Origin of the sequence: Pseudodesulfovibrio sp. lm2024, assembly GCF_051175575.1 — a bacterium.
In the GTDB taxonomy this organism is placed as follows: Bacteria; Desulfobacterota; Desulfovibrionia; order Desulfovibrionales; family Desulfovibrionaceae; genus Pseudodesulfovibrio; species Pseudodesulfovibrio caledoniensis.
Genome location: NZ_CP195092.1, coordinates 1,463,291 through 1,489,751, shown reverse-complemented (window position 1 = coordinate 1,489,751; position 26,461 = coordinate 1,463,291). Strand labels below are relative to the sequence as shown.

Annotated in this window: 26 protein-coding genes; 15 read left to right on the top strand and 11 right to left on the bottom strand. The window is 64.4% G+C overall.

Annotated features, from left to right (window positions below):
- Positions 1-31: 31 nt before the first annotated feature.
- From ACR42D_RS06865 to uxx1, 8 genes are all read left to right on the top strand, one after another.
- The gene (locus ACR42D_RS06865; RefSeq protein WP_371384853.1) at positions 32-325 is read left to right on the top strand and encodes a DUF503 domain-containing protein; all 294 of its coding nucleotides are present in this window, start codon (positions 32-34) and stop codon (positions 323-325) included.
- An 11-nt stretch (positions 326-336) separates the two neighbouring features.
- A complete protein-coding gene (rbfA, locus tag ACR42D_RS06860) occupies positions 337-678 on the top strand; it encodes a 30S ribosome-binding factor RbfA (protein WP_428593359.1) in 342 nt (113 codons plus the stop codon).
- Positions 653-1,621: a DHH family phosphoesterase gene (locus tag ACR42D_RS06855; RefSeq protein WP_484566089.1), complete on the top strand. Its 969-nt coding sequence runs from the start codon at positions 653-655 to the stop codon at positions 1,619-1,621. The genes rbfA and ACR42D_RS06855 overlap by 26 nt, the downstream gene beginning before the upstream one ends.
- Positions 1,622-2,563 (top strand): tRNA pseudouridine(55) synthase TruB, encoded by a 942-nt coding sequence (gene truB, locus ACR42D_RS06850; RefSeq protein WP_484566088.1) that lies wholly within the window; start codon positions 1,622-1,624, stop codon positions 2,561-2,563.
- A gap of 64 nt (positions 2,564-2,627) precedes the next feature.
- Complete coding sequence (rpsO, locus tag ACR42D_RS06845) at positions 2,628-2,897, top strand: 30S ribosomal protein S15 (RefSeq protein WP_319583875.1); 270 nt, start codon at positions 2,628-2,630, stop codon at positions 2,895-2,897.
- Positions 2,898-3,154: 257 nt separating this feature from the next.
- Positions 3,155-5,395, top strand: a complete 2,241-nt coding sequence (pnp, locus tag ACR42D_RS06840; RefSeq protein ID WP_484566087.1) for a polyribonucleotide nucleotidyltransferase — start codon at positions 3,155-3,157, stop codon at positions 5,393-5,395.
- Between the two features lie 178 nt (positions 5,396-5,573).
- Positions 5,574-6,137 carry a CbrC family protein gene (locus ACR42D_RS06835; protein ID WP_484566086.1) on the top strand — a complete coding sequence of 188 codons (564 nt, stop codon included), beginning with the start codon at positions 5,574-5,576 and terminating at the stop codon, positions 6,135-6,137.
- Positions 6,138-6,296: 159 nt separating this feature from the next.
- Entirely contained in the window at positions 6,297-6,500 is a 204-nt protein-coding gene (gene uxx1, locus ACR42D_RS06830) for a UXX-star selenoprotein family 1 (protein ID WP_484566085.1), read from the top strand.
- A 98-nt stretch (positions 6,501-6,598) separates the two neighbouring features.
- On the opposite strand, the gene amrB is transcribed toward uxx1, so the two are convergent.
- The 8 genes from amrB to ACR42D_RS06790 form a co-directional block, all read right to left on the bottom strand.
- Complete coding sequence (gene amrB, locus ACR42D_RS06825) at positions 6,599-7,408, bottom strand: AmmeMemoRadiSam system protein B (protein ID WP_484566084.1); 810 nt, start codon at positions 7,406-7,408, stop codon at positions 6,599-6,601.
- A 132-nt stretch (positions 7,409-7,540) separates the two neighbouring features.
- Positions 7,541-10,924, bottom strand: coding sequence for a tetratricopeptide repeat protein (locus ACR42D_RS06820; protein WP_484566083.1), 3,384 nt, complete (start codon positions 10,922-10,924; stop codon positions 7,541-7,543).
- Positions 10,925-10,988: 64 nt separating this feature from the next.
- Positions 10,989-12,005: a sigma-54 interaction domain-containing protein gene (locus tag ACR42D_RS06815; RefSeq protein WP_484566082.1), complete on the bottom strand. Its 1,017-nt coding sequence runs from the start codon at positions 12,003-12,005 to the stop codon at positions 10,989-10,991.
- A 308-nt stretch (positions 12,006-12,313) separates the two neighbouring features.
- Positions 12,314-13,708: an NAD(P)/FAD-dependent oxidoreductase gene (locus ACR42D_RS06810; protein WP_484566081.1), complete on the bottom strand. Its 1,395-nt coding sequence runs from the start codon at positions 13,706-13,708 to the stop codon at positions 12,314-12,316.
- Positions 13,709-13,858: 150 nt separating this feature from the next.
- A complete protein-coding gene (locus ACR42D_RS06805) occupies positions 13,859-14,185 on the bottom strand; it encodes a flagellar basal body rod protein FlgC (protein WP_484566080.1) in 327 nt (108 codons plus the stop codon).
- An 89-nt stretch (positions 14,186-14,274) separates the two neighbouring features.
- Positions 14,275-15,045, bottom strand: coding sequence for a GTP cyclohydrolase FolE2 (gene folE2 / locus ACR42D_RS06800; RefSeq protein WP_484566079.1), 771 nt, complete (start codon positions 15,043-15,045; stop codon positions 14,275-14,277).
- A gap of 178 nt (positions 15,046-15,223) precedes the next feature.
- A complete protein-coding gene (nikR, locus tag ACR42D_RS06795; protein WP_319583866.1) occupies positions 15,224-15,643 on the bottom strand; it encodes a nickel-responsive transcriptional regulator NikR in 420 nt (139 codons plus the stop codon).
- Between the two features lie 14 nt (positions 15,644-15,657).
- Positions 15,658-16,353, bottom strand: a complete 696-nt coding sequence (locus tag ACR42D_RS06790; RefSeq protein ID WP_484568446.1) for a class I SAM-dependent methyltransferase — start codon at positions 16,351-16,353, stop codon at positions 15,658-15,660.
- Between the two features lie 312 nt (positions 16,354-16,665).
- Here ACR42D_RS06790 and gcvH point away from each other — a divergent pair, with 312 nt between their 5' ends.
- From gcvH to ACR42D_RS06760, 6 genes are all read left to right on the top strand, one after another.
- The gene (gene gcvH, locus ACR42D_RS06785) at positions 16,666-17,046 is read left to right on the top strand and encodes a glycine cleavage system protein GcvH (RefSeq protein WP_484566078.1); all 381 of its coding nucleotides are present in this window, start codon (positions 16,666-16,668) and stop codon (positions 17,044-17,046) included.
- Positions 17,047-17,119: 73 nt separating this feature from the next.
- Complete coding sequence (gcvPA, locus tag ACR42D_RS06780) at positions 17,120-18,454, top strand: aminomethyl-transferring glycine dehydrogenase subunit GcvPA (RefSeq protein ID WP_484566077.1); 1,335 nt, start codon at positions 17,120-17,122, stop codon at positions 18,452-18,454.
- The gene (gcvPB, locus tag ACR42D_RS06775) at positions 18,451-19,893 is read left to right on the top strand and encodes an aminomethyl-transferring glycine dehydrogenase subunit GcvPB (protein ID WP_484566076.1); all 1,443 of its coding nucleotides are present in this window, start codon (positions 18,451-18,453) and stop codon (positions 19,891-19,893) included. Before gcvPA ends, gcvPB begins: the two co-directional genes overlap by 4 nt.
- The gene (locus ACR42D_RS06770) at positions 19,883-21,247 is read left to right on the top strand and encodes a dihydrolipoyl dehydrogenase family protein (RefSeq protein WP_484566075.1); all 1,365 of its coding nucleotides are present in this window, start codon (positions 19,883-19,885) and stop codon (positions 21,245-21,247) included. Before gcvPB ends, ACR42D_RS06770 begins: the two co-directional genes overlap by 11 nt.
- Positions 21,244-21,687 carry a NanQ anomerase/TabA/YiaL family protein gene (locus ACR42D_RS06765; protein ID WP_484566074.1) on the top strand — a complete coding sequence of 148 codons (444 nt, stop codon included), beginning with the start codon at positions 21,244-21,246 and terminating at the stop codon, positions 21,685-21,687. Before ACR42D_RS06770 ends, ACR42D_RS06765 begins: the two co-directional genes overlap by 4 nt.
- 249 nt (positions 21,688-21,936) lie before the next feature.
- A complete protein-coding gene (locus ACR42D_RS06760; protein WP_484566073.1) occupies positions 21,937-22,323 on the top strand; it encodes a rhodanese-like domain-containing protein in 387 nt (128 codons plus the stop codon).
- Between the two features lie 175 nt (positions 22,324-22,498).
- Here the strand turns inward: ACR42D_RS06760 and ACR42D_RS06755 are convergent, their stop codons facing one another.
- The 3 genes from ACR42D_RS06755 to ACR42D_RS06745 form a co-directional block, all read right to left on the bottom strand.
- Positions 22,499-23,044, bottom strand: a complete 546-nt coding sequence (locus ACR42D_RS06755; protein ID WP_484566072.1) for a hypothetical protein — start codon at positions 23,042-23,044, stop codon at positions 22,499-22,501.
- Positions 23,045-23,354: 310 nt separating this feature from the next.
- Positions 23,355-23,876, bottom strand: coding sequence for a hypothetical protein (locus ACR42D_RS06750; RefSeq protein ID WP_484566071.1), 522 nt, complete (start codon positions 23,874-23,876; stop codon positions 23,355-23,357).
- Positions 23,877-23,985: 109 nt separating this feature from the next.
- Positions 23,986-25,749: a chloride channel protein gene (locus ACR42D_RS06745; protein ID WP_484566070.1), complete on the bottom strand. Its 1,764-nt coding sequence runs from the start codon at positions 25,747-25,749 to the stop codon at positions 23,986-23,988.
- A gap of 188 nt (positions 25,750-25,937) precedes the next feature.
- Here ACR42D_RS06745 and ACR42D_RS06740 point away from each other — a divergent pair, with 188 nt between their 5' ends.
- Positions 25,938-26,459 (top strand): hypothetical protein, encoded by a 522-nt coding sequence (locus ACR42D_RS06740; protein WP_484566069.1) that lies wholly within the window; start codon positions 25,938-25,940, stop codon positions 26,457-26,459.
- Positions 26,460-26,461: the final 2 nt, after the last annotated feature.

The following is a 26,461-nucleotide window of genomic DNA, read 5'->3' as shown; positions in this document are numbered from 1 at the left end:
GGGCCGCCCGTGTTTATTTTAGGGGATCGGCATGATCATCGGCGTTCTCCACCTCGAGTTCAGGCTCCACGGCAACCGCTCCCTCAAGGGCAAGCGCAAGGTCTCCCTCAGCCTGAAGCAGAAACTGCGGAACAAGTTCAACGTTTCCGTGGCCGAGGTCGACGCCCTGGACGTGCACGAGAAGCTGGTCCTGGCCGTGGTCACCACAGCCAACGAATCGGCCCGGGTGGAAAGCACCCTGTCCAAGGCCCTGGCCATGGTGGAAGCCATCTCCCCGGCGGAACTGACCCGCTGCAACACGGAAATTTTCTCGGATACCGAGTAGAGGACAAGGCAATGAAAGCATCCGGCTCCAGACGCGCCGTCCGCATGGGCGACCAGATCATGCGCGAGATAGGCACCCTGCTCGTGGAGGAGGCGGCCGACCCGCGCCTGAATCTCGTCACCCTGTCCGGCGTGCGCATGAACGCCAACCTGCGCATCGCCGAGATTTTCTACACCGTGTCCGGCGACGCGGAACACCGCAAGGAGGTCCAGGCGGGCCTGGAGAAGGCCACCGGCTTCCTCCGCTCCCGGCTCGGGCGCATCCTGAAGCTGCAATACACCCCGGAACTGCGCTTCCAGTTCGATGAATTCCTCGAGGACGTGGTCTATGGAAAATCCCATCCGACGGATTAGCGAGATCATCCGCGACCACGACGAGTTCCTGGTCGCCTCGCACTACAGCCCGGACGGCGACGCCATCGGCTCCATCTGCGCCTTGGGCCATGTCCTGGCCGGCCTGGGCAAGAAGGTCCGCCTGTACAATCCGTCCGGCCTGCCCTCCCGCTACGCCTTCATCGACGCGCCCGCGCCCGTCGAGCGCGAGCTGCCCGAGACCCTGCCCCAATGGACCTTCGTCCTGGACTGCGGCAGCGGCGAACGCATGGGCGAAGCCCTGTCCGCCCGCGCGGGTGAGACAAATTTCGTCAACATCGACCACCACCTGGGCAACGACGAGTTCGGCGCGGTCAACTGGGTGGACGCGTCCCAGCCCGCGGTGGGCAACATGGTCGCCCTGCTTGCGGACGCCCTCCGCGCGCCCTTGATCGGGCCCCTGGCCGAGTGCGTCTACCTGGCCGTGGCCACGGACACCGGCTTCTTCACCTACGGCAACACCACCCCGGAGACCCTGGAGCTGGCGGCGAACATGCTCCGCGACGGGCTGGACATCGCCCTGATGAACGAGCGCATCACCAAGCAGTGGTCCGAGAACCGCATGAAGCTGTGGACCGAGGCCATGGGCGCCATGGAGCTCTTCCTGGACAAGCGGGTCTGCGCCACGGTGATCACCAAAGAGATGTTCGCCCGCACCGGCACCTCCAACGCGGACACCGAAAACCTGATCAATTTCCTGCGCAAGCTCAAGACCGTGCGCGTGGCCGCCATCCTGCGCGAGGAAGGGCCGGACTTCTACAAGTTCAGCCTGCGCTCGTTCGGCGACGACAACGTCCAGCAGGTGGCCGCGACGTTCGGCGGCGGCGGACACAAGAACGCGGCGGGCGGGTCCATCAGCGCCCCCCTTGCCGAGGCCAAAGCGCTGCTCATCCGGGCCGTGGCCGACAAGCTGGAGCTCGCCTAGATGGGACGCAGACGCAACAAACGCAGCGCCGAACAGCTCGACGGACTGCTCATCCTGAACAAGCCGTCCGGACCGACTTCGGCCGACTGCCTGAACGACATCAAGCACCGCCTCAAGCAGTTCAAGATCGGCCACGGCGGGACCCTGGACCCCATGGCCCAGGGCGTGCTCCTGGTCCTGCTCGGCAACGGCACCAAGCTTGCGCCGTACCTGACCGGCGGGACCAAGACCTATTCCGGCACGTTTCGGCTCGGAATAACCACAGACACTCTTGATATTCAAGGAGAAGTGCTCAAGGAGAGCCCGGTCGAGGCGACCGCCGGCGATGTCGAACGTGAAATTTTGTATTGGAAAGAGTTGACAGAGCAGGAAGTTCCTGCCTATTCGGCTGCCAAATACAAGGGTAAGCCGCTGTACGCCCTGGCCCGCGAAGGCCTGGAAACACCGGTCAAAACAAAGCCCATTGTTATTTCTCATGTGGAAGCGCTGGACGTGAATCCGCCCGAGGCGGCATTCAGGGTCAGTTGTTCCGCGGGCACCTACATACGATCCCTGGTCCACAGCTTGGGGATTCGAATGGGGTGCGGCGCGGCGCTGACCAGCCTGGTCAGGGAAGCCAGCGAGCCTTTCCGGCTCGAACAGGCTTATTCCCTGGAGGACGTCCTGGAGAATCCGGAACTGTTTCCGGAACGGGTGATCCCCTTAAAGGACACCCTGCCCCACTGGCCCAGGTTCCGGTTGACCGAACCGCTGGCCGGACTCGTCATGAACGGGTCCTGGCTGCCGGTGAACGATCAGCCGGACGCCATGCTTGCGGGTGAAATCGGCGACCAGGCCATGCTGCTCGGTCCCGACGACGAACCGCTGGCGCTGGTGGAGGCCAAACTCCAGGACGGCAAGCCCAGATGGGCCATTCTCCGGGGACTCTGGAACCGGGACTGATCCGCTTAGAGCTCACTGTCCGGCACAACATAACAAGCAACATCCAACTTAGGAGGATATCGCTGTGGTGATGACTGCTGAAGAAAAACAGAAGATTATTGACGAGTACAAGACCTGCGAAGGCGACACCGGGTCCCCGGAGGTCCAGGTCGCGCTGCTGACCGCGCGCATCACCTACCTGGCCGACCACTTCAAGACCCACAAGAAGGATCACCACTCCCGCACCGGCCTGCTGAAACTGGTCGGACAGCGCAGGAAACTTCTCAAGTATCTGCAAAACAAGGACATCACGCGCTACCGCGAGCTCATCAGCCGCCTTGGTCTGCGCAAGTAGTTCTTTGAAGAATTGATGTTCGGGGGAGGGTCAAACCTCCCCCGTTACGTACGTCACTTTCTGCGTCGGAGCCGTCTTCTATCGGACGGTCCGAAATCCCCACGCCCAGTTTAGTTGGCTGCGGAAGGCGTTTTTGGGACACTTTTCAAGTCTCCCATCGACCCAAAAGCCCCTCCCCAAGCCGGCTAATCCACCACAGGGATTATCGCAGAAAGTGATTCACCTTTATTGCCTTATAAAAAGGCAGGAGAATCTCTATGACGATGATTCCTTTCGATGCCACCAAGGTCACCGCGACCGTCGGCGGCATCGACATCTCCATTGAAACCGGAAAGTTCGCACGCCAGGCATCCGGCGCCGTGACCATTTCCTCCGGTGACACCACCGTTCTGGTCACCGCCGTGACCCAGCCCCTGGAAATCGACCGCGGCTTCTTTCCGCTGACCTGCAACTACCAGGAAATGGCCTATGCCGCAGGCCGCGTGCCGGGCAACTATTTCCGCCGCGAGGGCCGTCCCTCCGAGCATGAGACCCTGGTCTCCCGGCTCATCGACCGCCCCATCCGGCCGCTGTTCGCCAAGGGCTTCGCCGACGAAGTCCAGATCATCGCCACCGTCCTGTCCGCCGACAAGCGCGTCAACCCGGACGTCCTGGCCCTGACCGGCGCTTCCGCCGCCTGCCACATCTCCAAGATGCCTTTCCTCGGCCCCATCGTGGGCGCCCGCGTGGGCTACGTGGACGGCGAGTTCGTCCTCTACCCCTCCTACCGGGGCATCGAGGAGCGCTCCTCCCTGAACCTCGTCTTCGCGGCCACCCGCGAGGCCATGGTCATGGTTGAAGGCGGCGGCGACTTCGTTTCCGAAGACCTGGTGGCCGACGCCCTGGCCTGGGGTCACGAGCAGGTCCGCCCGCTCTTCGACATCCAGGACGAGCTGCGCGAGAGGGTCGGCGTGCCCAAGCTTGAGGTGACCGCTCCCGAGCGCGACGAGGAAGTGGCCCAGTACCTCGGCGAGATCCTCACCGCCGACCTGGAAAAGGCCCTGACCACCCCCGAGAAGATGGTCCGCTACGCCGCCAAGGACGCGGCCAAGCAGAAGGCCAAGGAGGCCGTGGCCGAGAAGTTCCCGGACGACGAGGCCAAGCTGGCCGCCGTGGGCGACATCGTCGGCGACATGACCAAGAAGATCGTGCGCGAACGCATCGTCAAAGAAGGGCTGCGCATCGACGGCCGCGACACCACCACGGTGCGCCCGCTGTCCATCGAGGTCGGCCTGCTCCAGCAGACCCACGGCTCGGTCCTGTTCCGCCGCGGCGAGACCTGCTCCCTGGCCGTCGCCACGCTCGGTTCCACCCGCGACGAGCAGCGTTACGACTCCCTGCTCGGCGACGCCACCAAGCGGTTCATGCTGCACTACAACTTCCCGCCCTACTGCGTCGGTGAAGCCCGCATGCTGCGCGGCACCTCCCGCCGCGAAGTGGGCCACGGAGCCCTGGCCGAACGGGCCATCTCCCCGGTGCTGCCCAGCCCCGAGGAATTCCCGTTCACCATCCGCGTGGTCTCCGAGATCATGGAGTCCAACGGCTCCTCGTCCATGGCTTCCGTGTGCGGCGCCACCCTGTCCCTGATGGACGCGGGCGTGCCCATCTCCGATCCGGTGGCCGGTATCGCCATGGGTCTGTGCAAGGAAGGCGACGACTACTTCGTGCTGACCGACATCCTCGGCGACGAGGACGCGCTGGGCGACATGGACTTCAAGGTCGCGGGCACCCGTGACGGCATCACCGCCATCCAGATGGACATCAAGATCGCCGGCATCCCGCAGGACGTCCTCAAGAAGGCCCTGTACCAGGCCAAGGAAGCCCGCACCCACATCCTCGACCACATGGCCGAGGTGCTGGAAAAGCCGCGCCCCGAACTGTCCGACCTGGCCCCGCAGATGGCCGTGGTCTACATCGACCCCGAGAAGATTCGCTCGGTCATCGGACCCGGCGGCAAGAATATCAAGGCCATCACCGCCGAGACCGAAGCCGACATCGACATCGAGGATTCCGGCAAGATCTCCATCTTCGCCCCGACCCTGGCGTCCATGGAAAAGGCCAAGGAAATGGTCCTCTACTACGACCAGAAGCCCGAGCCCGGCAAGAACTACAAGGGCGTGGTGCGCAAGATCCTCGAGGTCGGCGCGCTGGTCGAAATCCTGCCCGGCCTGGAAGGCATGCTGCACGTGTCCCAGCTCGACTTCGAGCGTGTGGAGCGCGTGGAAGACGTGGTCCAGCTCGGCCAGGAAGTCTGGGTCAAGTGCATCTCGCTCGAGCCCGGCGGACGCATCCGCCTGTCCCGCAAGGCGTGGCTCATGGAAGAGGCCGGCCAGGAAGTCAACCTGGACGACTTCAAGCGCCCCGCTCCGCGCGGCGGCGACCGGGGTGACCGTGGGGACCGTGGCGACCGTGGCGGACGCCGCGACAACCGGGGCGGCCGTGGCCGCGACCGCCGCTAGGCCCATCCGACAACGTTAATGAAACGCCCTGCCCGGCATCAGCCGGACAGGGCGTTTTTTTTATGCCGCCATCCCAAGGCGTTCTCGCCGCTAAAGGTCTTGTCAATCGGGTTGGGTATCCTTTATCGCAACGGATACAAACGCGCACCCGCAAGAGACACAGGCAAAGGACGTACTGATGTTTTTTGATATGTTGAAGAAAATATTCAAAAGAGACGGCTTCCCCTACTTCAAGTACCACACCGACCCCATATCCACTGGAGCAATAGTCAGGGAGACGGGGATCTGCCAGTGCTGCGGCAAGGAAAGCCAATTCATGTACAGGGCCGGTTTCTACTCCGAATCCGATGCAGATGAATTCTGCCCTTGGTGCATAGCCGACGGCTCTGCCGCCTTCAAATTCAAAGGAGAATTTATCAACCCGGATCCGTTAATAAGCGAAGGGGTTGACCCAGCCATTGTCAAGGAAGTGAGCGAAAGGACTCCGAGGTATCACTCCTGGCAGGAGGAACGATGGCTTGCCCATTGCGGGGATGCCTGCGTATTCCACGGCGATGCGCCCAAGCATGAACTCCGGGCCTACGGCGGAGACGATCTCAAGCAGTTCCTTTTCGAACGCATGATGTCGCAAGAGGATTGGCAAAAACTCCTCGACAACTATGTGGAAGGCGGCAACCCGGCAGTCTACAAGTACCAGTGCCGGAAGTGCGGAAAACTGCTTTACGACGTTGATTACACCTAGCCGCCGCCGAGATGCGCCCCGGTAGCTATTCCGCCCTCGGCAGGTTCCGGCACACCGCTTCCCGGGTTGCTGCGGATCGCCCCGAAACCGATGTCCCCGCTCAGGGGTTGTGTCAGTGGCGGACCGGGTGGTATCCTCAACCGAGAACGGGAGCGAACCATGAGCGAGATCGTGATCTACGGCAAATCCACCTGCCCGCACACCAAGCGGGCCCTGGCCGCGCACCCGGAGGCGCGTTTCGTGGATATCCTGGCTTCGGAGGAGAACCTCAAGGAGATGCTCAGGCTCTCGGACGGGCAACGGCGCATCCCGGTCGTTGTCGTGGACGGCGAGGTCTGCGTCGGCTTCAACCGGGGCTCCTGACACATCTGATCCCCGGCAGGCTGTCGGGCCACGAAAAAAGGCCATCCGATCGGATGGCCTTTTTTCTTTGCATCGCCCCCAACGACGGCAGGCGACGCCTAACTGACCAGCACGCCCGCGTAGCCCACCACCTGCTCGAAGTCGCCGGAGACCTCGCCCGAGGTGGCGTAATCCACCAGTTCGGCGTGGGTCGCGCCCACGGTCTTGGCCGCGAACAGCCCGGCGGTCATGGGCAGCACCCCGCACATGGAAATGTGCCGCGAGCGCACGATGCCGTAGAGCGCGTCCGGGTCGAGGGTCATAATCGGCTCGAGCGCCATGCCGTCCTTCTTGCGTGCTTCCTCGTTGGTGATGTAGTGGCTCATGTCCGAGCTGACCACGATGGACACGGGTGCGCCGAAATCCTTGAGCGCCCGCCCCATGGCCTTTCCCACCCGCTCCAGGGTCTCCAGGGTGGGCGCGGAGATGCAGACGGGCACAATGGTCGTCTCCGGGTTGAGCCGGTGCAGGAACGGCAGGATCACCTCGAGGGAGTGCTCGCCCGTGTGGGCCGAGATGTCCGCCTTGATGGCTGGGTCGGCTTCGAGCAGCGCCTCGGCCAGCCCGGCATTCACGGGCAGGGAGCCGCCCGGGATGTGCCACGCCCCATCGGGCCACAGGGCGATCCGCTCGCCCCGCCCGGTGTGGTTGGGCCCGAGTAGAAGTACGGTGGGCGCGAGGCTGGCCGTCCCCATGGTCTTGCCGCAGACCCCTCCGGAAAAAACGTACCCGGCGTGGGGCACCATGGCCAGCAGGGTCTGTTCCTCCTGCCTGCCCTCGGCCCGGCGGAGGAACCCGTCCACCATGGCGTGCAGCCGCTCGGGCTGCTCATCATAAAACCGTCCGGCAACTATGGGATTTCTGTCCATGTCTCCACCTCGACAAACAGCTGTTTTACCACCCTGCGCCTCCTGCTTAGCACAGAATGGCGCGCAACCGAAACCGCGAAAGAGAAAAAAACCTGACAGGAATGACGGGCGGCAACGCCCGGGAGATGCGGCCTAGCCCGGATTGGGGGCGTACTCGTTGGCCTTCTGCTCGAGCTCGTAGGTCTCCAGGGCGGACTTGGCCAGCTGCGCCTGGAGGGAATCGGGCTTCTTGTCGATGATGTCCTGGAGCAGCTGCTTCCATTCGTCCATGGCCCCGGCCTTGCGGTAGATGCGGGCCAACTTGAACCGGGTGGAGGCCCACTCGGGATTGTCCGGGGAGATGTACTTGTCGTACTCCTTGGCCCATTTGAGGGCCTCCTCGTAGCGCCCGGACCGCTCGGTGGCGTAGATGGACATGAGCACGGCGTCTTTGATCTTCTCGGGGTCGCCGTCGGTCTGCAGCAGCAGGGACAACGCCTCCTGAGCGTAGACGAAGACACGGCGCAGGTCCTGTCGCTCCATGGCGTCCTTGGCCATGTAGTACATGGCGTAGGCCCGGAAGGCCGGATCCACGGTGGTGTCCTTGGCCAGATCGGCCCACAGGGTCACGGCCCGCTTGCCGTCGCCCATGTTCTGCAGGGCCATGGCCCGGGCGTAATCCATCTGGCGCTTCTGCTCAGGCTTGAGCTTCCAGTTCCTGGAGGCCATGTCGACCAGGTCGTTGATGTCCTGCCAGGCCAGCTGGTCCAGGTAAATGTTCACGGCCAGCCCCAACGCCTGGTCCGAGACGCCGGGTATCTGCTTCGCGGTCAGGTACGGCTTGAGCAGGTCCAGGGCTTTGTCCGGCTGGCCGATCTTCCAGTAGCTGGTGGCGATGGCAAGCCGGGTGTTGTCGTCGACCTTGGAGTCCTTCTTGCCGATGAAGTCGTAGGTCTCCCAGTAGCGGACGATGCGGCCGTAGCGCTGTTCGGCGAGCATGCCGGGCACGGCCCGGACAAAGACCGAGTCGCCCAGGGTGCGCGCCTTGTCCACCAGCGGGCTGTCCGGATATTTCTCTATGAGATCCTGGGCCGCCGTCAGCGCCTCGGGATACTTCTTGTTGAAGGCGTACCACATGGCCAGCTTGAGCTGGGCGATGGGCGCCAACGGGCTCTCCGGGTGCTGGCTGACGATCTCGGTGTAGACCCGCTTGGGATTGAGGTTGTACGGGCGGTTGAAGACGTCGACCATCTCGTTCATGGCCGGATCGTCGTAGATGCCCTCCTCGGCCAGACGCATCTTGCTGATGAGCCCGCCTTCCTTGTCCGGGAAATTCTTGACCGCCTTCTCGTAGATCTGCTTGGCCGCATCCTTCTCGTTCTTGCGCAGGTAGATGTCGCCGATGCGGGCCAGGACCACGTCCGCGCCGTCGGACTCGGGGTTGAGGTTGTAGTAGGTGAAAAAGTGGTTCTTGGCCTGGTCCCACTTCTTGAGCTGCATCTCCACGCCACCCGCCAGCCGCAGGAACTCCATGTTCTCCATGTAGTAGTCGGGCCAGCGCTTGTCGATGTAGTCCACGATCTGGAACGCCTGATCCAGGTATCCCAACCGGTTCAGGGAGTCGGCCAGGTAATAGGCGGCCTGCTTGGCCAGCTGATGCTCGGGGTAGGTCTGGATGAGGTACTGGAACTGGTCGGCGGCCTTCTTGTAGTCGCCCTTGCGGTACCAGTACTCGCCCCAATAGTAGCTGATGGACGGGATGTTGTCGTCGTCCGGGTACTTGTCCTGAAGGATCTTGAAATAGGCGCGGGCCTCGGGGAAGTTGCCCACCTGGAGGTTGAGCAGGCCGAGGTTGAGCAGGGCTCGCGGCACCCGGCTGGAGCGCAGGTTCGCGTTCATGGCCTGGATATACGCCTGGGCCACCTCGTCGAACTTGTTCGACAGATCGCCCGCGTTGAGCTGCCGCTTGATGTCGGCAATGGCGTACAGGGTCTCCTCGCGCACCTCGTCCGGCAGCTTGGGCTGCTTGAGCAGGTCCTCGTAGATGGGCAGGGCGTCGTCCAGCTCACCGTTGAACATCATGGATTGAGCCTCGTAGAGTTGGTCGCTGATGGCCTGCAGCCGATCCTTTTCCTTCTCCTCGGGGGTCTTCTCCTTCTGCGCCTGCCCTTCCGCTCCGGGCTCGCCGCCCTGTTCGGCGGCTTGCTGGTCCCCGGCGGGCTGCGCGGGGTCGGACGGCGGGGCCTCGGCGGTCTGCGGCTCGGCGGTCGGTTCAGGGGCCGGAGCGGCCTCACGGGCCATCTCGGGCGCGGGCGGCGTCTCGGCCGGAGCCTCGGCCAGGGGCTCTGTCGGAACCGGGGCCGGAGGCGGCGACACCGCGCCTCCCGCCTTGCCTATGCCGGACACCGGCGGCGGAGGCGGGGCCACCGTCCCGCTGACCTGGCCCTGCCCGGACACCTCGCCCGTAGGCGGGGTCACGCCGCCGACCATCTCGCCGGGAGCCGTGGATTCGGATGCCGGAGGCTCGGGGGCCGGAGACTCGGGAACCGGCTGCGGTTCGGGCTGCGCGGCAGGCCGCGGCGGAGGCGCGACCGCCTGCCGCATGGCCGGTTCGCTCACGGGCTCGGCCTGGGCGTCCTGCGGCGCGACCACCGGGGCGCTCCCCCCGGCTTCACCGGCCAATTCGGCGAACTTCACATCCTCGGCGGACTTGTTCACCGCCTTGAAGCGCAGTTCGCTGGCGGGCGGATAGTCGCCGGTCACGGCCTCGGCCTGGGCCGGGGCGGCGATCGTCTGTGCGCCTGGGGCCGGTGCGGCGGGCGCTTTCGCGCCGGGCGTCAGGTCTTCGGGGGCCTGGACCTCGTCACGCACCGAATAGGGCACGGCGAAAAACGGTTTGCGGTCACCGGCCGGGGCTTCGGGCGGCAGGTCGGACTCACCCTTGGGTCCGGGCTGGTCGGGCCGGACGGCGGAAAGATTGCGGGCCACATCGGCGGCCGTGGGCGCCTTGGACTCGGGAGCGGCTTCAGGAGCCGTGGCCGCAGGAGCGGCTGCGGCGGGAGCCTTGACGGCGATGGTCGAGGCGGACGCTGCGGCAGTCCTGGCCGGTGCCGGAGGCGCGTCGGGCGACCGCCAGCGCGCGCCGATGGGATCGGCGTAGACCTGCAGCACGAATTCGGATTTGCCCTGGGCGGGCACCCGGATGTAGCCGAAGGCGTCGGTGGAGGTGGTTATTTCCACCCCGTTGTCCGTGGTGGCGATGGATTTGACGAGGCTGCCGGGGAAATCCCTGGCGTCGGGCCGGGCTTCCCGGTTCCAGATGCCCATGGGCAGCAGGACCTTCAGGGTCCGTTTGCCGGTCCGGGCCACGGGAGACTGCGGCAACGTGTCGGAATCAAAAGTAAAAGTCATCCTCTCGGAACCGCTCTGAGAGGAAAAGCCCACCCGCAGGGCTTGGGCGGGATCGACCAGGATCAGTCCCAAGACAAGGGCGGCCGCCAGGGGCCAGGCTATACTTTTGACATATTTCACAGTCACGGCAAGCGGTTATGCAATTGTCGTGCTACCCGTGAAACGGGCAACTCTTGCACTCCCCCGCGGGTTACAGCAAATCCCTTTTTTTCAACTTCTCGATGAGGGTGGTCCTCTTTATCCCGACCAGCTCGGCGGCCTTGTTCTTGACCCCGTCGGCCTGCTCCAGGGCCTCGGCCAACAGGCGGCCCTCGATGGCCTCCAGGAAGTCCTTGAGCTTGAGGTCCTTGTCCCGCATGTCCTTGAGCGACGGCCAGGCGAATCCGGCCGGGCGTAGGGGCACGACCTTCTCTTCCCTTCTGAGCGGCTTCTCGCCGATGTCTTCGAAGATCTTGTCCGGCAGGTCCTCGGGCTGGACCTCGCACTCGTCGCACAGGATGGTCAGCCGCTCCATGAAGTTCTCCAGCTCGCGCACATTGCCGGGCCAGGAGTAGGTCAGGAGCATCTCCCGCGCTTTTTCGGACAGGGTCAGCTGCTTGCGGGCCTTGCTGCCGCAGTGCCGGTTCAGGAAGTGCTCGGCCAGCAGCAGGATGTCCATGCCGCGCTCGCGCAGGGGCGGCAGCTTCAGGGGGATGACGTTGAGGCGGTAGAAGAGGTCCTCGCGGAACCGGCCCGAGGCCACCTCGTCCTCCAGGTCCCGGTTGGTGGCGGCCACCACGCGCACGTCCACCTTCTTAATGGAGGTGCCGCCCACCCGCTCAATCTCCTTCTCCTGCAGGGCGCGCAGGATCTTGACCTGCAGCGACAGGTCCATCTCCCCGATCTCGTCCAGGAAGATGGTCCCGCCATCGGCCAGTTCGAATCGACCCGGCCGGGAGCGGATGGCGTGGGTGAACGCGCCCTTCTCGTGCCCGAACAGCTCGGATTCGAGCAGCTCCCTGGGGATCGCTCCGCAGTTGATGGGCACAAACGGCATATCGCGGCGCTCGCTGTTGTGGTGCAGCGCCCGGACCAGCAACTCCTTGCCGGTCCCGGACTCGCCCGTGACCAACACCGTGCTGTCCGTGGGCGCGACCTTGCCCAGGACCTTGAACACCTTGGCCAGGGCCGGACTGTTCCCGATGATGCCGTCCAGGTTGAGCGACATTTCCCCCCTCCGAATTCATATGGATACGCAGCCGACAGGACCCCCTGCCCCGCAGCCATATCTTTACTATACATCTTCTCTGTCAATTTACTGACGGCATGTCAACGACTATAACTCCTTCACACAAAGAAATTTAGGAAAATCGCCCCCCTGCCCGGCCGTTGCGCGGACAGGTTCTCGACCGTCCCCGACCGGCCGTCGGCCATGTATCGAGGGGGTCCCTTCTCCCCTTCCCCCTGCCGCCGGAGGCACACAAAAAAGGGGCCCGGCATCAGCCGGGCCCCTTTTTTGTGTAGGCACACCGCCGCCTACGAGCGGCGGATGATTTCCTTGGCCGGGATGAGGGCGGTGGCCGCCGCGCCGACGATGTTGCCGGCCACGCCGGGTCCGTCTCCGGCCACGAACAGGCCGTCCACGCTGGTTTCCAGGTGCTTGCGGGTGTCCACCTGGGTGGCGAAGAACTTGATCTCCGGGGCGTAGAGCAGGGTCTCGTCGTTGGACACGCCCGGGACCACGTTGTTGAGCTGTTCCAGGCCGTCCATGAGGTTGGTCAGGATGCGTTCGGGCAGGCACATGGCGATGTCGCCGGGGACCACGTTTTTGAGGGTCGGCTCGATGTAGCCGTTGCCGATGCGGTCCCAGGTGGACCGGCGGCCCCGGCGCAAGTCGCCGAACCGCTGGAGAATGGGCTTGCCTCCGCCGATGAGCGTAGCCAGTCGGCCGATGGATTCGCCGTAGGCTTGGTTGTCCTCCACCGGATCGGTCAGGACCACCTTGGACAGAAAGGCGAAGTTGGTGTTGGCGGACTTCTTGTTCATGAGCGCGTGGCCGTTGACGCAGACGAAGTCCTGGTAGTTTTCGAGCGCCACGTAGCCGCCGTAATTGGTGCAGAAGGTGCGGGTCTGGTCGTCGTACTTGTTGGTGCGCACGAAGAAGGTCGGGTCGTAGATGACCGAGCAGAGATCCTGCATGATCTCGTTGTGGACCTCCACGCGCACGCCGACCTCGATGCCGCGCTGGGAAACCTGGATGCCGTGCTTGCGCACCTCGTTGGCGACCCATTCCGCGCCCACGCGGCCCGGGGCGAGGATGACGTTCTTGGCCGTATACTCCTGGCGGTTGGTGACCACGCCCGCGACCTTGCCGTTCTTGACGACCACGTCGGTGACGTTCTCGGAGGTGTGGAAGATCACGCCCTTGTCGCGGATATGGTCGGCCATGCCCGCGATATGGCCGGGCAGGTTGTCGCTGCCCAGGTGCTTCTGCTTGATGACCAGCAGGTCGATGCCGTGCTTGCGCGCGGCCTTGCGGATCTGCTTGGCCTCTTCCATGTCGGTCGGGAAGACTTTGCCGTCCATGCCGAACTTATTGAAGATGGCCTCGGTCTCGTCGATGAGCTTGATGGCCTCGGACGTGCCCACGAACTGGGTCAGGTCGGTCTTGCCGAGCTTGTGGATGTAGTTGAGCTTGCCGTCGGAAAACAGCCCGGCCCCGCCCACGCCGCACAGGATGTTGCACGGGCGGCACTTGACGCACTCCTGGTCCCCGGAAAGGGGACAGTTGCGCTTGAGCGAGCGCTTGCCCTTGTCGATGAGCAGCACGTTCAGGTCGGAGTGCTCGCCCAGGTAGTACGCGGCGAACAGCCCGGCCGGGCCGCCGCCCACGATGATGACGTCGAAATCGGTCTTTACGGTCTTGTTCATGTGGTATCCTCGTCTGTCGCAAGTATGGCCCGTACCGGCCGCTCCCCGAAAAGGGAACGCGCGCAGACGGGCCATGATAGACCGTATGACATGGATCGAGGAGATGTCAAGGCGGGATGCCGCCGGGCGGATTCAGGGACGGAGGCGTTGTCAGGCGATCATGTTGAGCAGGTGGCCGGTCATCTCTTCATCCGCGCGGATGAAGGTGGTGTTGGCCTCGAAGGCGCGGCTGGTGGTGATCATGTCGACCATCTCGCGGCCCAGGTCGGTATTGGAGGTCTCCACGCCGCCCACCATGGAGCCGGGCGTGGTGGACTCGGTGATGGAGGCCACCTCCACACCCTGGTCGCCCGGGCCGGACTCAAGCGACACCGCCGAGGCCTTGAAGCCGTCGGTGTTCATGTTGGCGATGTTGTTGGCCGTCACGTCCTGCACCGTGGACAGTGCGGACAGGGCCGAGATGTTGGCGTCGGACATGGGTGATCTACCCCCTCTCAGGGTTGGGGAAGCAGCCGGGTACCAGTATAGCCGGTCCGGGCGCGAGATGCAAACCGGGCCGGAAGCGGCTACCCGTCGCTCTCGATGACCGCGAACGCCGAGTGATTATGAATGGACTCGAAGGATTCCACCTCGACCTTGTACCAGGTGACCTTGGGGTGCTCGTCCAGTCCCTTGGCGGCTTCGCGGACCACGTCCTCGACAAAGGTCGGGTTGGCGAAGGCGGTCTCGGTGACGTATTTCTCGTCCTCGCGCTTGAGCAGGGAGTAGACCTGACAGGACCCGGCGCGCTCGCCGATCTCGATGAGGTCCTCGAGCCAGAGGAAGCCGTCGAACCGGGTCAGGATGCGGACCTCGGCCCGCTGAGAGTGCGCGCCCTCGTCCGAAATGGCCTTGGAGCACGGGCAGACGGTCATGACCGGCACGTCCGCGCCCAGGGTGAAGGTCAGCTTGCCGTCCTTGAGGTAGCCGTCCACCCGGCAGGTGTAGTCCATCATGCCGCCCGCCCTGGAGACCGGCGATTTGCGGCGCAGGAAATAGGGAAACACGAAACGCAGGTGGGCGCTGCGGGCCTGGAGCCGCTCCACGATGTCGTCGAGCAGGGTCAGGAAGGAGTCGTAGTCGAGGGTCCCCTCCCAGTGTTCCAGGGCCTCCACGAAACGGCTCATGTGCGTGCCCTTGAACTCGGCGGGCAGGTCCACGGACATGGACACCTGGGCCACGGTGTGCTGGACCCCGGACTCGCGGTCGCGGACGATGATGGGCAACCGCAGCCCCTTGACGCCCACCCGGTCGATGGGCATGGCGATGGACGCCTGGCTCTTCTGAACGTCTTCCATAAATATATCCCTTCCTTTCTCCGTCCCCCCGTGCGCAAGCGACGCACCCTCGCCCCCCTGCCCCGCGAAGCGGCACAAAAAGTTTAGGAAAGGGAGGGGATGGGGGTCCGGGGGAAGGGGAGGGGAAAGCCCTTTTCAAAGGGTTTCCCCTCCCCTTCCCCCGGCCGCCGGAGGCCCCTTAAATCAAGTCTTTGCCGGTGGTTGTCAAGGCGAGGTTGCCGTGCTTGACGCCTTTGGTGGAGATGAGCTTCTGGCCGAGTTCCTTGATGACCTCGGCGTCGCCCTTGAGGATGATCACTTCCAGGCAGTTGAAGTGGTCGAGATGCACGTGCAGCGAGGACTGGATGACCTCATGGGAATCGTGCTGGATCTCGGTCAGCCGCTGGGACAGCCCGGACTTGTGGTGGTCGTAGACCAGGGTCAGGGTCCCGGCCAGGTCGCCCTCGGCCTGCTCCCACTCGCGCTGGACCAGGGTGTTGCGGATGAGGTCGCGAATGGCCTCGGACCGGGTCTGGTAGCTGCGCTCCTCGCAGTGCTGGTCGAACTTCTCCAACAGGTCGGAATCCAGAGACACGCCGAATCGGATGGTCTTGCCCATAGTGTCCTCCAATATCAGGGGATGGTGATTTCCCACAGGTTTACCGTGGCGTTCTGGCCGCACAGGGCGACCTTTTCCACGGTCAATTTCCTTGTCTCGAACCCCTCGTCCGCGAGCCGCTCCCAGACAGGCCGGGACACGGTGCGCACGGGCTCGCCGATCCAAATGCGCCCGTTCGGGGCGAGCGCGTGGCGGAAGAGCCGGATCAGGGGATCGAAAAAACGCTTTTCGTAGAGCACGTCCCCGCCCCAGATGAAGTCGAACGCGCCCGGACGGACGGCGGGATCGCGCCAGTCCATGAGCAGCCACAGGGGTTGGGAGACGTTGTTCAGCGCGGCGTTGTGCCGGGCGAAACGCACGGCGGGCCACTCGTAGTCGAAGGCGGCCACGTTCGCGCCCACGGACGCCGCGATCATGCCGGTCAGGCCGAGCCCGCAGCCGATGTCCAGGCAGTTTTTGCCCCTGAGCCGGTCGGCATTGCGCAGGATATGCCGCCCGAGCAGCACGCTGGCGGGCCAGACCTCGGCCCAGTACGGCAGCCGCTCGTCCTCGTCCAGGTCGCTGTCGTCCATGGCGTCCCACAACGCCTCCATGTCGGCGGCGCGGTCGAGCAGCCAGACGCGCCCCTCGACCTCGACCTCCACGCGGGAGCCGGGATCGGGTGCGGCAAAGGGCTTGGACAGGCCGGATTTGGACGGTGCAACGCTCATACGCATCGGTCAGGTTACCCCTGCTCCGTGCCATGGTCAACCACCATCGTAATACTTTTTGCATCACCCCCATAAAACAAGTATGACTATATGGGATACACCTTCTCATTCAATCTCCCGAAAACACGAAGCTATTTTTTCCGCGCCGAGAGTCGTTCGTCAGCTTTTTGGCGGATTCGCACGTTCGTCGGCAAATCGGGCCGAAAACTTTGAAAGTGTCATTATTTTTACTGTTTCCAACAAAAAAATCCCATGCTAATAGTCTGGCGATCACACACTTGGAAGTACCCTTTTCGAATCAAGGAGAGAGATATGATTCCCGAAGATCTGTTGTATGCGAGAACCCACGAATGGGTCATGGTCGAAGGCGACGTCGCCACCGTGGGCATCACCCACTTCGCCCAGGAGCAGCTGGGCGACCTGACCTTCGTGGAGCTGCCCGAGGTGGGCGACACCTTCGAGGCGGGCGCGGAGATGGGTTCCGTCGAGTCCGTCAAGGCGGCCAGCGAAATATACGCCCCGGTGACCGGCGAGGTCATCGAGGTCAATGAGGAACTGGAGGACGCCCCGGAAAAGGTCAACGAAGAGCCGTACGGCGCGGGTTGGCTGCTCAAGTTCAAGATCAAGGGCGCCCCCGAAGGGCTGCTGGACGCCGAGGCCTACGCCGCGGTGGTCGAATCCGAGGCCCACTAGCAACGACGCTGACAGGGCCGGGGCACACGTCTCGGCCCTTTTTCTTTTCCCCAATAAACCAGCAGGTTCCATCATGCCGTTTGTACCGCATACCGAAGATGAAGTGCGCGAGATGCTCGCCACCATCGGCGTGGACTCCGTGGAGGATCTCTTTGCCGAGATCAGCGCGGACATGCGCCCCAAAAGTTTCGACCTCCCCGAGGGGCTGAGCGAAATGGAGGTCCTCTCCAAGCTCGAGGGATTGGCCGCCAAGAACGCCACCAACAGCGTCAGCTTCCTGGGCGCGGGCTTCTATGACCACTACATCCCGGCCGCCGTGGACGCCCTGACCATGCGCGGCGAGTTCTACACCGCCTACACCCCGTACCAGCCCGAGGCCTCCCAGGGCACCCTGCAGGCCATCTTCGAGTACCAGACCGCCGTGACCCGGCTGCTGGGCATGGAGTGCGCCAACGCCTCGGTCTACGACGGCGGCACCGCCCTGTACGAGGCCCTGATGATGGCCGTGCGCAAGACCAAGCGGCGCAAGATCGTGGTCTCCGAAGCGCTCAACCCCATCTACCGGGTCATGCTCGGTTCCTACACCTCCAACCTGGACCTCGAGTTCGTCACCGTGCCCCACAAGGACGGCAAAACGGACATCGAGGGGCTCAAGGCCGCGCTGGACGACTCCATCGCCGCCGTGCTGGTCCAGAACCCGAACTTCTTCGGCTCCATCAACGACTTCACCGAGCTGTTCGCCGAGGCCGCCAAGGTCAAGGCCGTGTCCGTCGTGTCCGCCTACCCCGTGCTCCAGACCCTGCTCAAGACGCCGGGCGCCATGGGCGCGGACATCGCCGTGGCCGAGGGCCAGTCCCTGGGCCTGCCCCTGTCCTTCGGCGGCCCGTACCTCGGGATCATGACCTGCACCAAGGCCATGATCCGGCAGATGCCCGGCCGCATCGTGGGCAAGACCTCGGACACCGAGGGCCGCACCGGCTACGTGCTCACCCTCCAGGCCAGAGAGCAGCACATCCGCCGCCAGAAGGCCACGTCCAACATCTGCTCCAACCAGTCCCTGTGCGCCCTGCGCGCATTGGTCCACATGTGCGCTCTGGGCGAGCTCGGTCTCAAGCGCGCGGCCAGGGTGTCGGTGGAACGCGCCCACATCTGCGCCGAAAAGCTGACCGCAATCCCGGGCGTGGACATGCTGACCAAGGGGGCGTTCGGCAACGAGTTCGCCGTGACCCTGCCGGTCAACGCCTTCGAGGCCATCGCCAAGCTGAGCGAGCGCGGCTATGTGCCGGGCTTCCCGCTGGGCCGGTACTTCGAAGGACTGGAAAACGGCCTGCTGGTGGCCTGCACGGAAAAGACCAGCGAAGAACAGATCGGCATATTCGCCGAGATGCTGCGAGGTGCGCTGAAATGAAGACCATATTCGAAAAATCCGTAGCCGGTCGCGAGGGCTGCTGGCCCTGCGAAGGCATGGCCGAAGAGGCCTATATTCCCAAGGAACTGCTGCGCGACGGCGATGTTGGCCTGCCCTCCGCCTCCGAGCTCGACGTGGTCCGCCACTTCACCAAGCTCTCCCAGCGCAACTATGGCGTGGACGGCAACTTCTATCCCTTGGGGTCGTGCACCATGAAGTACAACCCCAAGTTCACCGAAGTGGTCGCGGCCATGCCCGGCTTCACCCGGCTGCATCCGGTCCTGCCCCAGCTTCGCGGCGCGGGCGGCCTGTGCCAGGGCGCGCTCGAGGTCATGTACGAGACCGAGTCCCTGTTGTGCGAGATCACCGGCATGTCCGCCTTCACCCTGCACCCCATGGCCGGGGCGCACGGCGAGCTGACCGGCGTCATGCTCATGGCCGCCTACCACAAGGACCGGGGCAACAAGAAGACCAAGGTCATCGTGCCCGACTCGGCCCACGGCACCAACCCGGCGTCGGCCGCCATCGCGGGCTTCGACGTGATCACCGTGGAGTCCAAGGACGGCATCGTGGACCCGGCCGCCCTGGCCGAGGTCCTGGACGACGAGGTGGCGGGCATGATGATGACCTGCCCCAACACGCTCGGCCTGTTCGAGAAGAACCTGCCCGAAATCGTCAAGATGCTGCGCAAGGTGGACGCCCTGCTCTACTACGACGGGGCCAACCTGAACGCCATCATGGGCAAGATGCGCGTGGGCGACGTGGGCTTCGACATCGTCCACCTCAACCTGCACAAGACCTTCGCCACCCCGCACGGCGGCGGCGGTCCCGGCTCCGGCCCGGTGGGCGTGTCCGAAAAGGTCGCTCCGTTCCTGCCCATCTCCCGCGTGGCCAAGCGCGAGGACGGCCGCTACTTCCTGGACTACGACCAGCCCAAATCCATCGGCTACGTGGCCCCGTTCTACGGCAACTTCGGCGTGTATCTGAAGGCCTACGCCTACATCCTGCGCCTCGGCGGCACCGGCCTGACCCGGGCCACCGAGAACGCGGTCCTGGCCGCCAACTACATGCGCAAGCGGTTGTGCGACCACTTCGAGGTCCCCTACAATCGCATCTGCATGCACGAGTTCGTGGCCTCGGCCTCCCCGCAGGCCAAGAAGGGCGTGCACGCGCTCGACTTCGCCAAGGGGCTGCTGGACAAGGGCTATCACGCGCCCACGGTCTACTTCCCGCTGATCGTGCCCGAGGCGATCATGATCGAGCCCACCGAGACCGAGAACAAGGAGACCCTGGACCGGTTCTGCGACGATCTCATCGCTCTGGCCGAACTGGTCGACACCAACCCCGAGGCGTTGACCTCGGCCCCGGTCACCCTGCCCGTGACCCGGCTGGACGAGACCAAGGCCGCACGCTCCATGGAGCTGACCGATGACTTATGATCTCGTGGTCATCGGGGCCGGCCCCGGCGGCTTTGACGCCGCCGTGGAAGCGGTCGGGCTCGGCCTGACCGTGGCCCTGGTGGAAAAGGACTTCCTGGGCGGCACCTGCCTCAACCGGGGGTGCATCCCGACCAAGCTCTGGCTCGGCGCGACCTCGGCCATCGAGGAGCTGCACAACCAGGCCCGCATGAAGGTCGCCTCGGGCGAGGTGACCGTGGACTTCGCCGGGCTGCAGAGCCGGGTGCAGAAGCACCTGGGGGCCACCCGCAAGGCCATGGCCATGCAGCTCAAGAAGCTCGGCATCGAGCTGGTCGAAGGCACGGGCCGCCTGTCCGGCGACCATCAGGTCACCGTGGTCACGGCCGACGGTGAACAAACCCTCGGCTACAAAAAGCTTGTGGTCGCCACCGGTTCCAAGCCCATCTTCTTCCCGGGCCTGGAGCCGGACGGCGAATGCGTGCTCGACTCCGACATGTTCCTGTCCATGGAGTCCATGCCCGAGTCCCTGATCGTGGTCGGCGCGGGCTTCATCGGCCTGGAAATGGCCCAGGTGGCCCACCGCTTCGGCTGCAGGATCACCGTGGTGGACGCCATGGACCGCGTGGCCCCGTTGGAGGACCCCGAGGTCTCCAAGGCGCTGGCCTCGATGTTCAAGCGCTGGAAATGGGACATCCGTCTGGAAGAACGCGTGGCCGGTGTCCGGACCAAGGACGGCAAGGCCGAGTTGACCTTCCAGACCGGCGACAAGCTGACCGCGGACAAGGCCCTGGTGGCCGTCGGACGCGGGCCTGTCACCCAGGGGATCGGCCTGGAGGAAGCGGGCGTCAAGCCGCTCTTCAACCAGATCCAGGTGGACGACCATCTCATGGCCGCGCCCGACATCTACGCCATCGGCGACGCCAACGGGCACATCCAGCTGGCCCATGCGGCCTCGCACCAGGCGCACTACGTGGCCCGGCACGCCGCCGGAAAGACCGAGGGCCCCTATGTCTGCCCGCCGGTGCCCAGCGTGCTCTACGGCGCGCCCGAGGCCATGCGCGTGGGCAAGATGGAGAACGAGGCGTTCCTGGCCGACTTCGACACCACCGAGGTTTCCGTGGCCCAGCTCGCGGCCAACCCCATGGCCCAGGCCCACGCGGCCACCCAGGGGTTCGTCAAGGTGGTCTGGTCCGGCGGCAAGGTGGTCGGCGTCACGGCCGTGGGCCACGACGTGTCCCGCCTGGTCACCCCGGCGGCCATGATCGTGCAACAGGGCTGGACCGCCGAGGACACGCACTCGATCATCTTCGCGCACCCGTCCCTGGACGAATCCCTGCTCATGGCCCTGACGGCCGAACGGAAGAAAATACAATGATCCTGGACATTCTCGACAACGCGGACCTGTACGCGGACCTCAATCCCCGCTTCCCCGCCGCCTTCGCCTTCCTGCGCAGGCCGGACCTGGCCGAGCTGCCCGTGGGCCGCATCGACCTGGAGGACGGCCTGTACGCGGTGGTGGCCAAGGGGCCGGGCCGCAGGCCCGAGAACGCGCTCATCGAGACCCACGACCAGTACATAGACCTGGCCTACGTCATCTCCGGCACGGACACCATCGGCTGGAAGGCGCGCCGCGACCTCGGCCCGGCCGTCGAGGCCTCCGACCCGCGCTCCGACGTGGCCTTCTACGAGGACAACCCCACCCACTGGGCCGAAGTCCTGCCCGGCATGATCGCCGCCTACTTCCCGCAAGACGCGCACATGCCCATGATCTCGGACGGCGAGATCCACAAGATCATCATGAAGGTCCGCGTGTAAACGCGGACCTTTTTTGCCTCGGGCGGCTGGGTAAGGGGGAGGGGACCCTTTGAAGACGGCTTCCCTTCCCCCCCCTTCCCCAGACCCCATCCCCTTTTCCCTCCTAAACCTTTTGGTGCCGCTTCGCGGGGCGCCAGCGTCCGGGTTCGGTTTATCTGAACGGGGTCCTCGAAATATGCGGCTGGTGAGTCCCTGGTGGCCTGCATAGGGTGGAGAATACCCCGACCGCCAACCGATAAAGGAGACGCCATGCAGGACCAACTGAGTCATTACGAGGACAAGCTGCGCTGGGAGATCGATTCCTGGGATTTGAACGAGGCCCGCAAAAGCGGACAGAATGTGGTGGTCATCGACGCGCGCGGTACGGCGGCGTTCGAGGCCGAACACATCCCCGGCGCGGTCAGCCTGCCCCACCGCGAAATGAGCGAGGCGTCCACCGCCGGTCTAGCCCGCGACGCCCTGTACGTGACCTACTGCGACGGCATCGGCTGCAACGCCTCCACCAAGGGTGCCCTAAACATGACCCGCCTGGGCTTCACCGTAAAGGAACTCATCGGCGGCATAGACTGGTGGAAACGCGACGGCTACCCCACTGAAAAGGGCGAGGCGGCCCCCACCATAGGCTGCGCCTGCTGACAATCCCCCGCCCCCCTTCGCGAGGCGACATAAAAAGTTTAGGAGGGATAGGGGGATGGGGGTCCGGGGGAAGGGGGAAAGGGAAGCCCTTTTCAAAGGGTTCCCTTTCCCCCTTCCCCCGGCCGCCGGAGGCAACCCGGGCGGACCGCACAGCGGCCCGCCCGGGGTTCATTCATCACCCCACGGAAGTGAGGGCCTGGGGGTTGTAATCCCCGACAGCATCCAGGCGCACTGCGGCCACGCGGCGTTTTTCGAGCATCTGCATGACCGCTTCCGGGTCGGCCCCGAGCAGGGAGCCGGAGATGGACACGGTGTTGGTGAAGTTGAGGTGGGCCACGGCGTAGAGCAGGCGGCAGAAGGCGGACGGGAATTTCGGCCGGGCCGAGCCGTTGATCTCGATGCGCAGGCTGCGGGAGAACGGCACCCGGCCCCTGCGGAAGGCCAGGACCTCCCCGAAGCGGATCAGGGCGTAGCCGAACGGCGTATACACCGAGAACCGGTCGTCCAGGATCTTGACCATGGGCTGCCGGGCCATGATCGCGATGGCGTTGATCATGGCCACGGCGAATCCGGCCATGCTCAGGCAGTACACGGCGACCCGGAGGTTTTTGTCGTTGATGAACTGGAACCCGGCCACGGCCAGGCCCAGACAGAGGGCCGCGATGACGATGCGTCCCCTGAGACTCTGCCGGTTTGGATAGATCTTGATCGGTACGTACATGGACACACCCTGTTTTCGGTTAGAATTGCGGCGGACACGGGTCCGCCCCGAAAGCAGGGGCTCCTCCCGCAGGCTTGATCGCCCGAGCCCTTGACTCGGCCACCCCCCGAGCGGTTCGACACCGCGCGCAAAAGGGCGGCGCACGCAAAAAGCGCGCGCGATGAAAACGGCTGTGATTGGGATCGTAAACGGACATGTCTGCTCCTCCTGATGGATGGGTCCACCGGAAAAGCAGCCGGAGCAATTGATTCGACCGTAGAACAAATTTCCGGAATACGCAAATACGGTATCCCGGATACTGTTCAAGGGACTAGTGCAGGGCGCGCCCCTCGGGCTCCAGGGCGAAGAAGCCGCCCTCCTGATGGGGCACCTCAAGGGCCATGAGCCCTTCCATGGACAGGTCCGGGCCGACCCACAGGGAGCCGGAAAGCTTGAATCCCCTGGCGATGCGCTTGGCATGGTCCAGGGCGATGGAGACCTGCTGGAGGTAGAGGTCCCTGGGGAAGACGAACTCGGCGTCGTGCTCCCAGTCGGGCCTGGGCTCGTCCGGGGGCCAGGAGATGGGATTCTTGAGCCGCCAGACGACCGTGTCCGGGGTGTGGGAGACCATCACGCCGTCGTCGATGCCCTGGCAGGCCGGGTTGCCGCAGTCGCATGTGTAGATGAAGAACTCGCCCGACATGGTCGCCGAGGTGGCCAGGTCCACGGGATCGACATACACGCCGACCTCATGCAGATATTGTCCGTCCACGGACAGGTTGAAGTCGATGTAGCCGTCCTCGGGATGCTTCTCGTCCAGGGACAGGGTCACGGAAATACGGATGTCGTTCATGCGGTCGGTTCCTCGAAATGCTCTTTATCGGCCTGCGTAGCCGCTGAACGGAGGCTAGCACAAAGGGCGAAGGGCCTCAACGGCTATCGGACGGCGCGGCCCGGGCCGTCTAGAGGGCGTCCCGGTTCGGGCCTTCAGCGATCTCGGCCTTGACCGTGGCCGAATTGTAGGCCGCGTCGATGGCCAGCTCGGTCAGGGTGCCCACCACTCTCGGCTCCTTGCCGGTGGACAGCACCGGGAGCTGGGACACGCCCCGGTCCGTGATCTTGTCCAGGGCGTCCTGCAGGGTGTCGTCCGTGGTCACGGTCACCGGGTTCTGCGTGGCCAGGTCGTGGGCGATGAGCAGATCCTCCAGCCCCTCCTCGTTGAGCACGGCCCGCAAGTCGCGGAAGGAGATGATCCCGGTCAGCCGCTGGTCCTCGTCCACCACGTGCAGATACGGCGCGTTCTCGGTCTTGAAGGTCCAGATGATGCTCGACAGGGTCATGGACTGGGGGATGGTCACGAAGTCACGGACCATGACCTCCTTGACCAGAATGTGCGAGAGCAGATGCCGCTCCCGGCCCGCTTCGATGTCGATGCCGCGCCGGAGCAGCTTGGTGGTGTAGATGGACGCCCGCCGGATGGTCGAGTTCATGACCGTGGCCGTGATGCAGGTGAGCATGAGCGGCAGGATGATGGAGTAGTCCGAGGTCATCTCGAAGATGATCAGTATGGCCGTGATGGGCGCGTAGGTGGTGCCCGCCACCAGACCGCCCATGGCCACCAGGGCGTAGGCCGCGGGGGTGGCCGTGTAGGCCGGGAACAGCATGTGGACCACGTAGCCGAACGCCCCGCCGGTCATGCAGCCCATGAACAGGCTGGGCGCGAAGATGCCGCCCGACCCGCCCGAGCCCAGCGTCACCGAGGAGGCCACGATCTTGACCACGACGAGCACGAGCATGAGTTGAAACGGGGTCTTGTCGAGCAGGGTCGCGTTCATGGCCCCGTAGCCCACGCCGAAGACCTGCGGAAACACGGCGAAGACCAGGCCGAGCACGGCCCCGCCGATGGCCGGCTTGGTCCAGTCCGGGATGGCCAGGGCGTCGAAGCGGTCCTCCAACCAGTACAGGGAGGAGGTGAAGGTCAGGGCCACCAGGCCCGTGACCACGCCGAGCACCGGGTAGAACAGGTACTCCCAATGGGAGACGATGGAATAGGTCGGGATGTCGAAATGCGGAAAATCACCGAAATAATAGCGGGAAATGGCCGTAGCCATGACCGAGGACAGGACCACGGGCGAAAACTGCATGACCCCGAAGTCGCCGATGATGATCTCCAGGGCGAAGAGCACCCCGGCGATGGGCGCGTTGAAGGTGGCGGCGATGCCCGCTGCGGCCCCGCAGCCGACCATGGTCTTCATGTGCACGCTGGGGATCTTGAATATCTGGCCCACGGACGAGCCGATGGACGCCCCGATCTGGACCATGGGGCCCTCACGGCCCACGGACCCGCCTGAGCCGATGGTCACGGCCGAGGCGAAGATCTTGGCCGCTGCCACCCTCTTGCGGATGCGGCCGCCCCGCAAGGCGATGGCCTGCATGACCTCGGGCACGCCGTGGCCCTTGGCCTCGGACGCGAAGTAGCTGACCACCAGCCCGACCACCAGGCCGCCCGCCGTGGGCATGACGATCTTCATCCACAGCGGCACGGAATCCGCGAAGGTCAGCCAGTCGCCGGTGTTCTGGTAGAACACCCACTGCATGTATTTGAGGATAAGCTTGAACAGGACCGCCCCGTATCCGGCCAATCCGCCGATGATGATGGCCAGGAACAGGAATCGGATGTTGGGTCGTCTGAGCTTGAGAAAGAGCGGTTCACTTCTGTCGGCCATTGAATCTCCGGACTGCTCCGAGGCATGGTGTTGACAACGCGGGAACGGGGCCTATCTCCCTTGCAATGCAATACTAACCCCACTTCCGCGCCGAGCGCAACGAATTGACCGGAAAACTTGAGCGCGGTGCGGAAAAAGGGTAAGCAAAGCCTCTCCTACGCACCCAATTTCCATTACGGAGAAAAATTATGGCCAAATACGACATCACCCCCCTGACCCCGAACCCCGAATTCGACATGATGTATTTCATGGAGGTAGCGGGCGAGACCCGCATCGACGGCGACATGCTCGAAGACTTCGAGGAGTTCTGGGACAAGTGGGCGAACGAGAGCCTCAAGGCTTACGAACTGAAGAACACGCAGGGCGAAGGCAGCTTCGTGCTGATCTTCCTGGACCAGGCCGCCGAGGACGCCATCGAGGGCATCTGGCAGGATTCGCCGACCCACGGCCTGCTCTTCCACGCCCTGGCCATCACCATGGTCATGAGCTCGGCCCAGGGGTTCGTGCCCGAACTGCAGACCGGCAAGTGCGCCCCCCTGCCCCGTCCGGGCGAAGGCGTGCTGGCCGCGTTCGACGAGCTCGGCCTGACCTGGAACGAGGAAGGCTCGGTCAACCGCAAGTATGCGGTGCTCACGCCCTACCCGTACACCGGCGGCTGCGAGGTCTGCCATCTGAGCGAAAACTGTCCCAAGAGCACGGTGAGGAAGTAGCC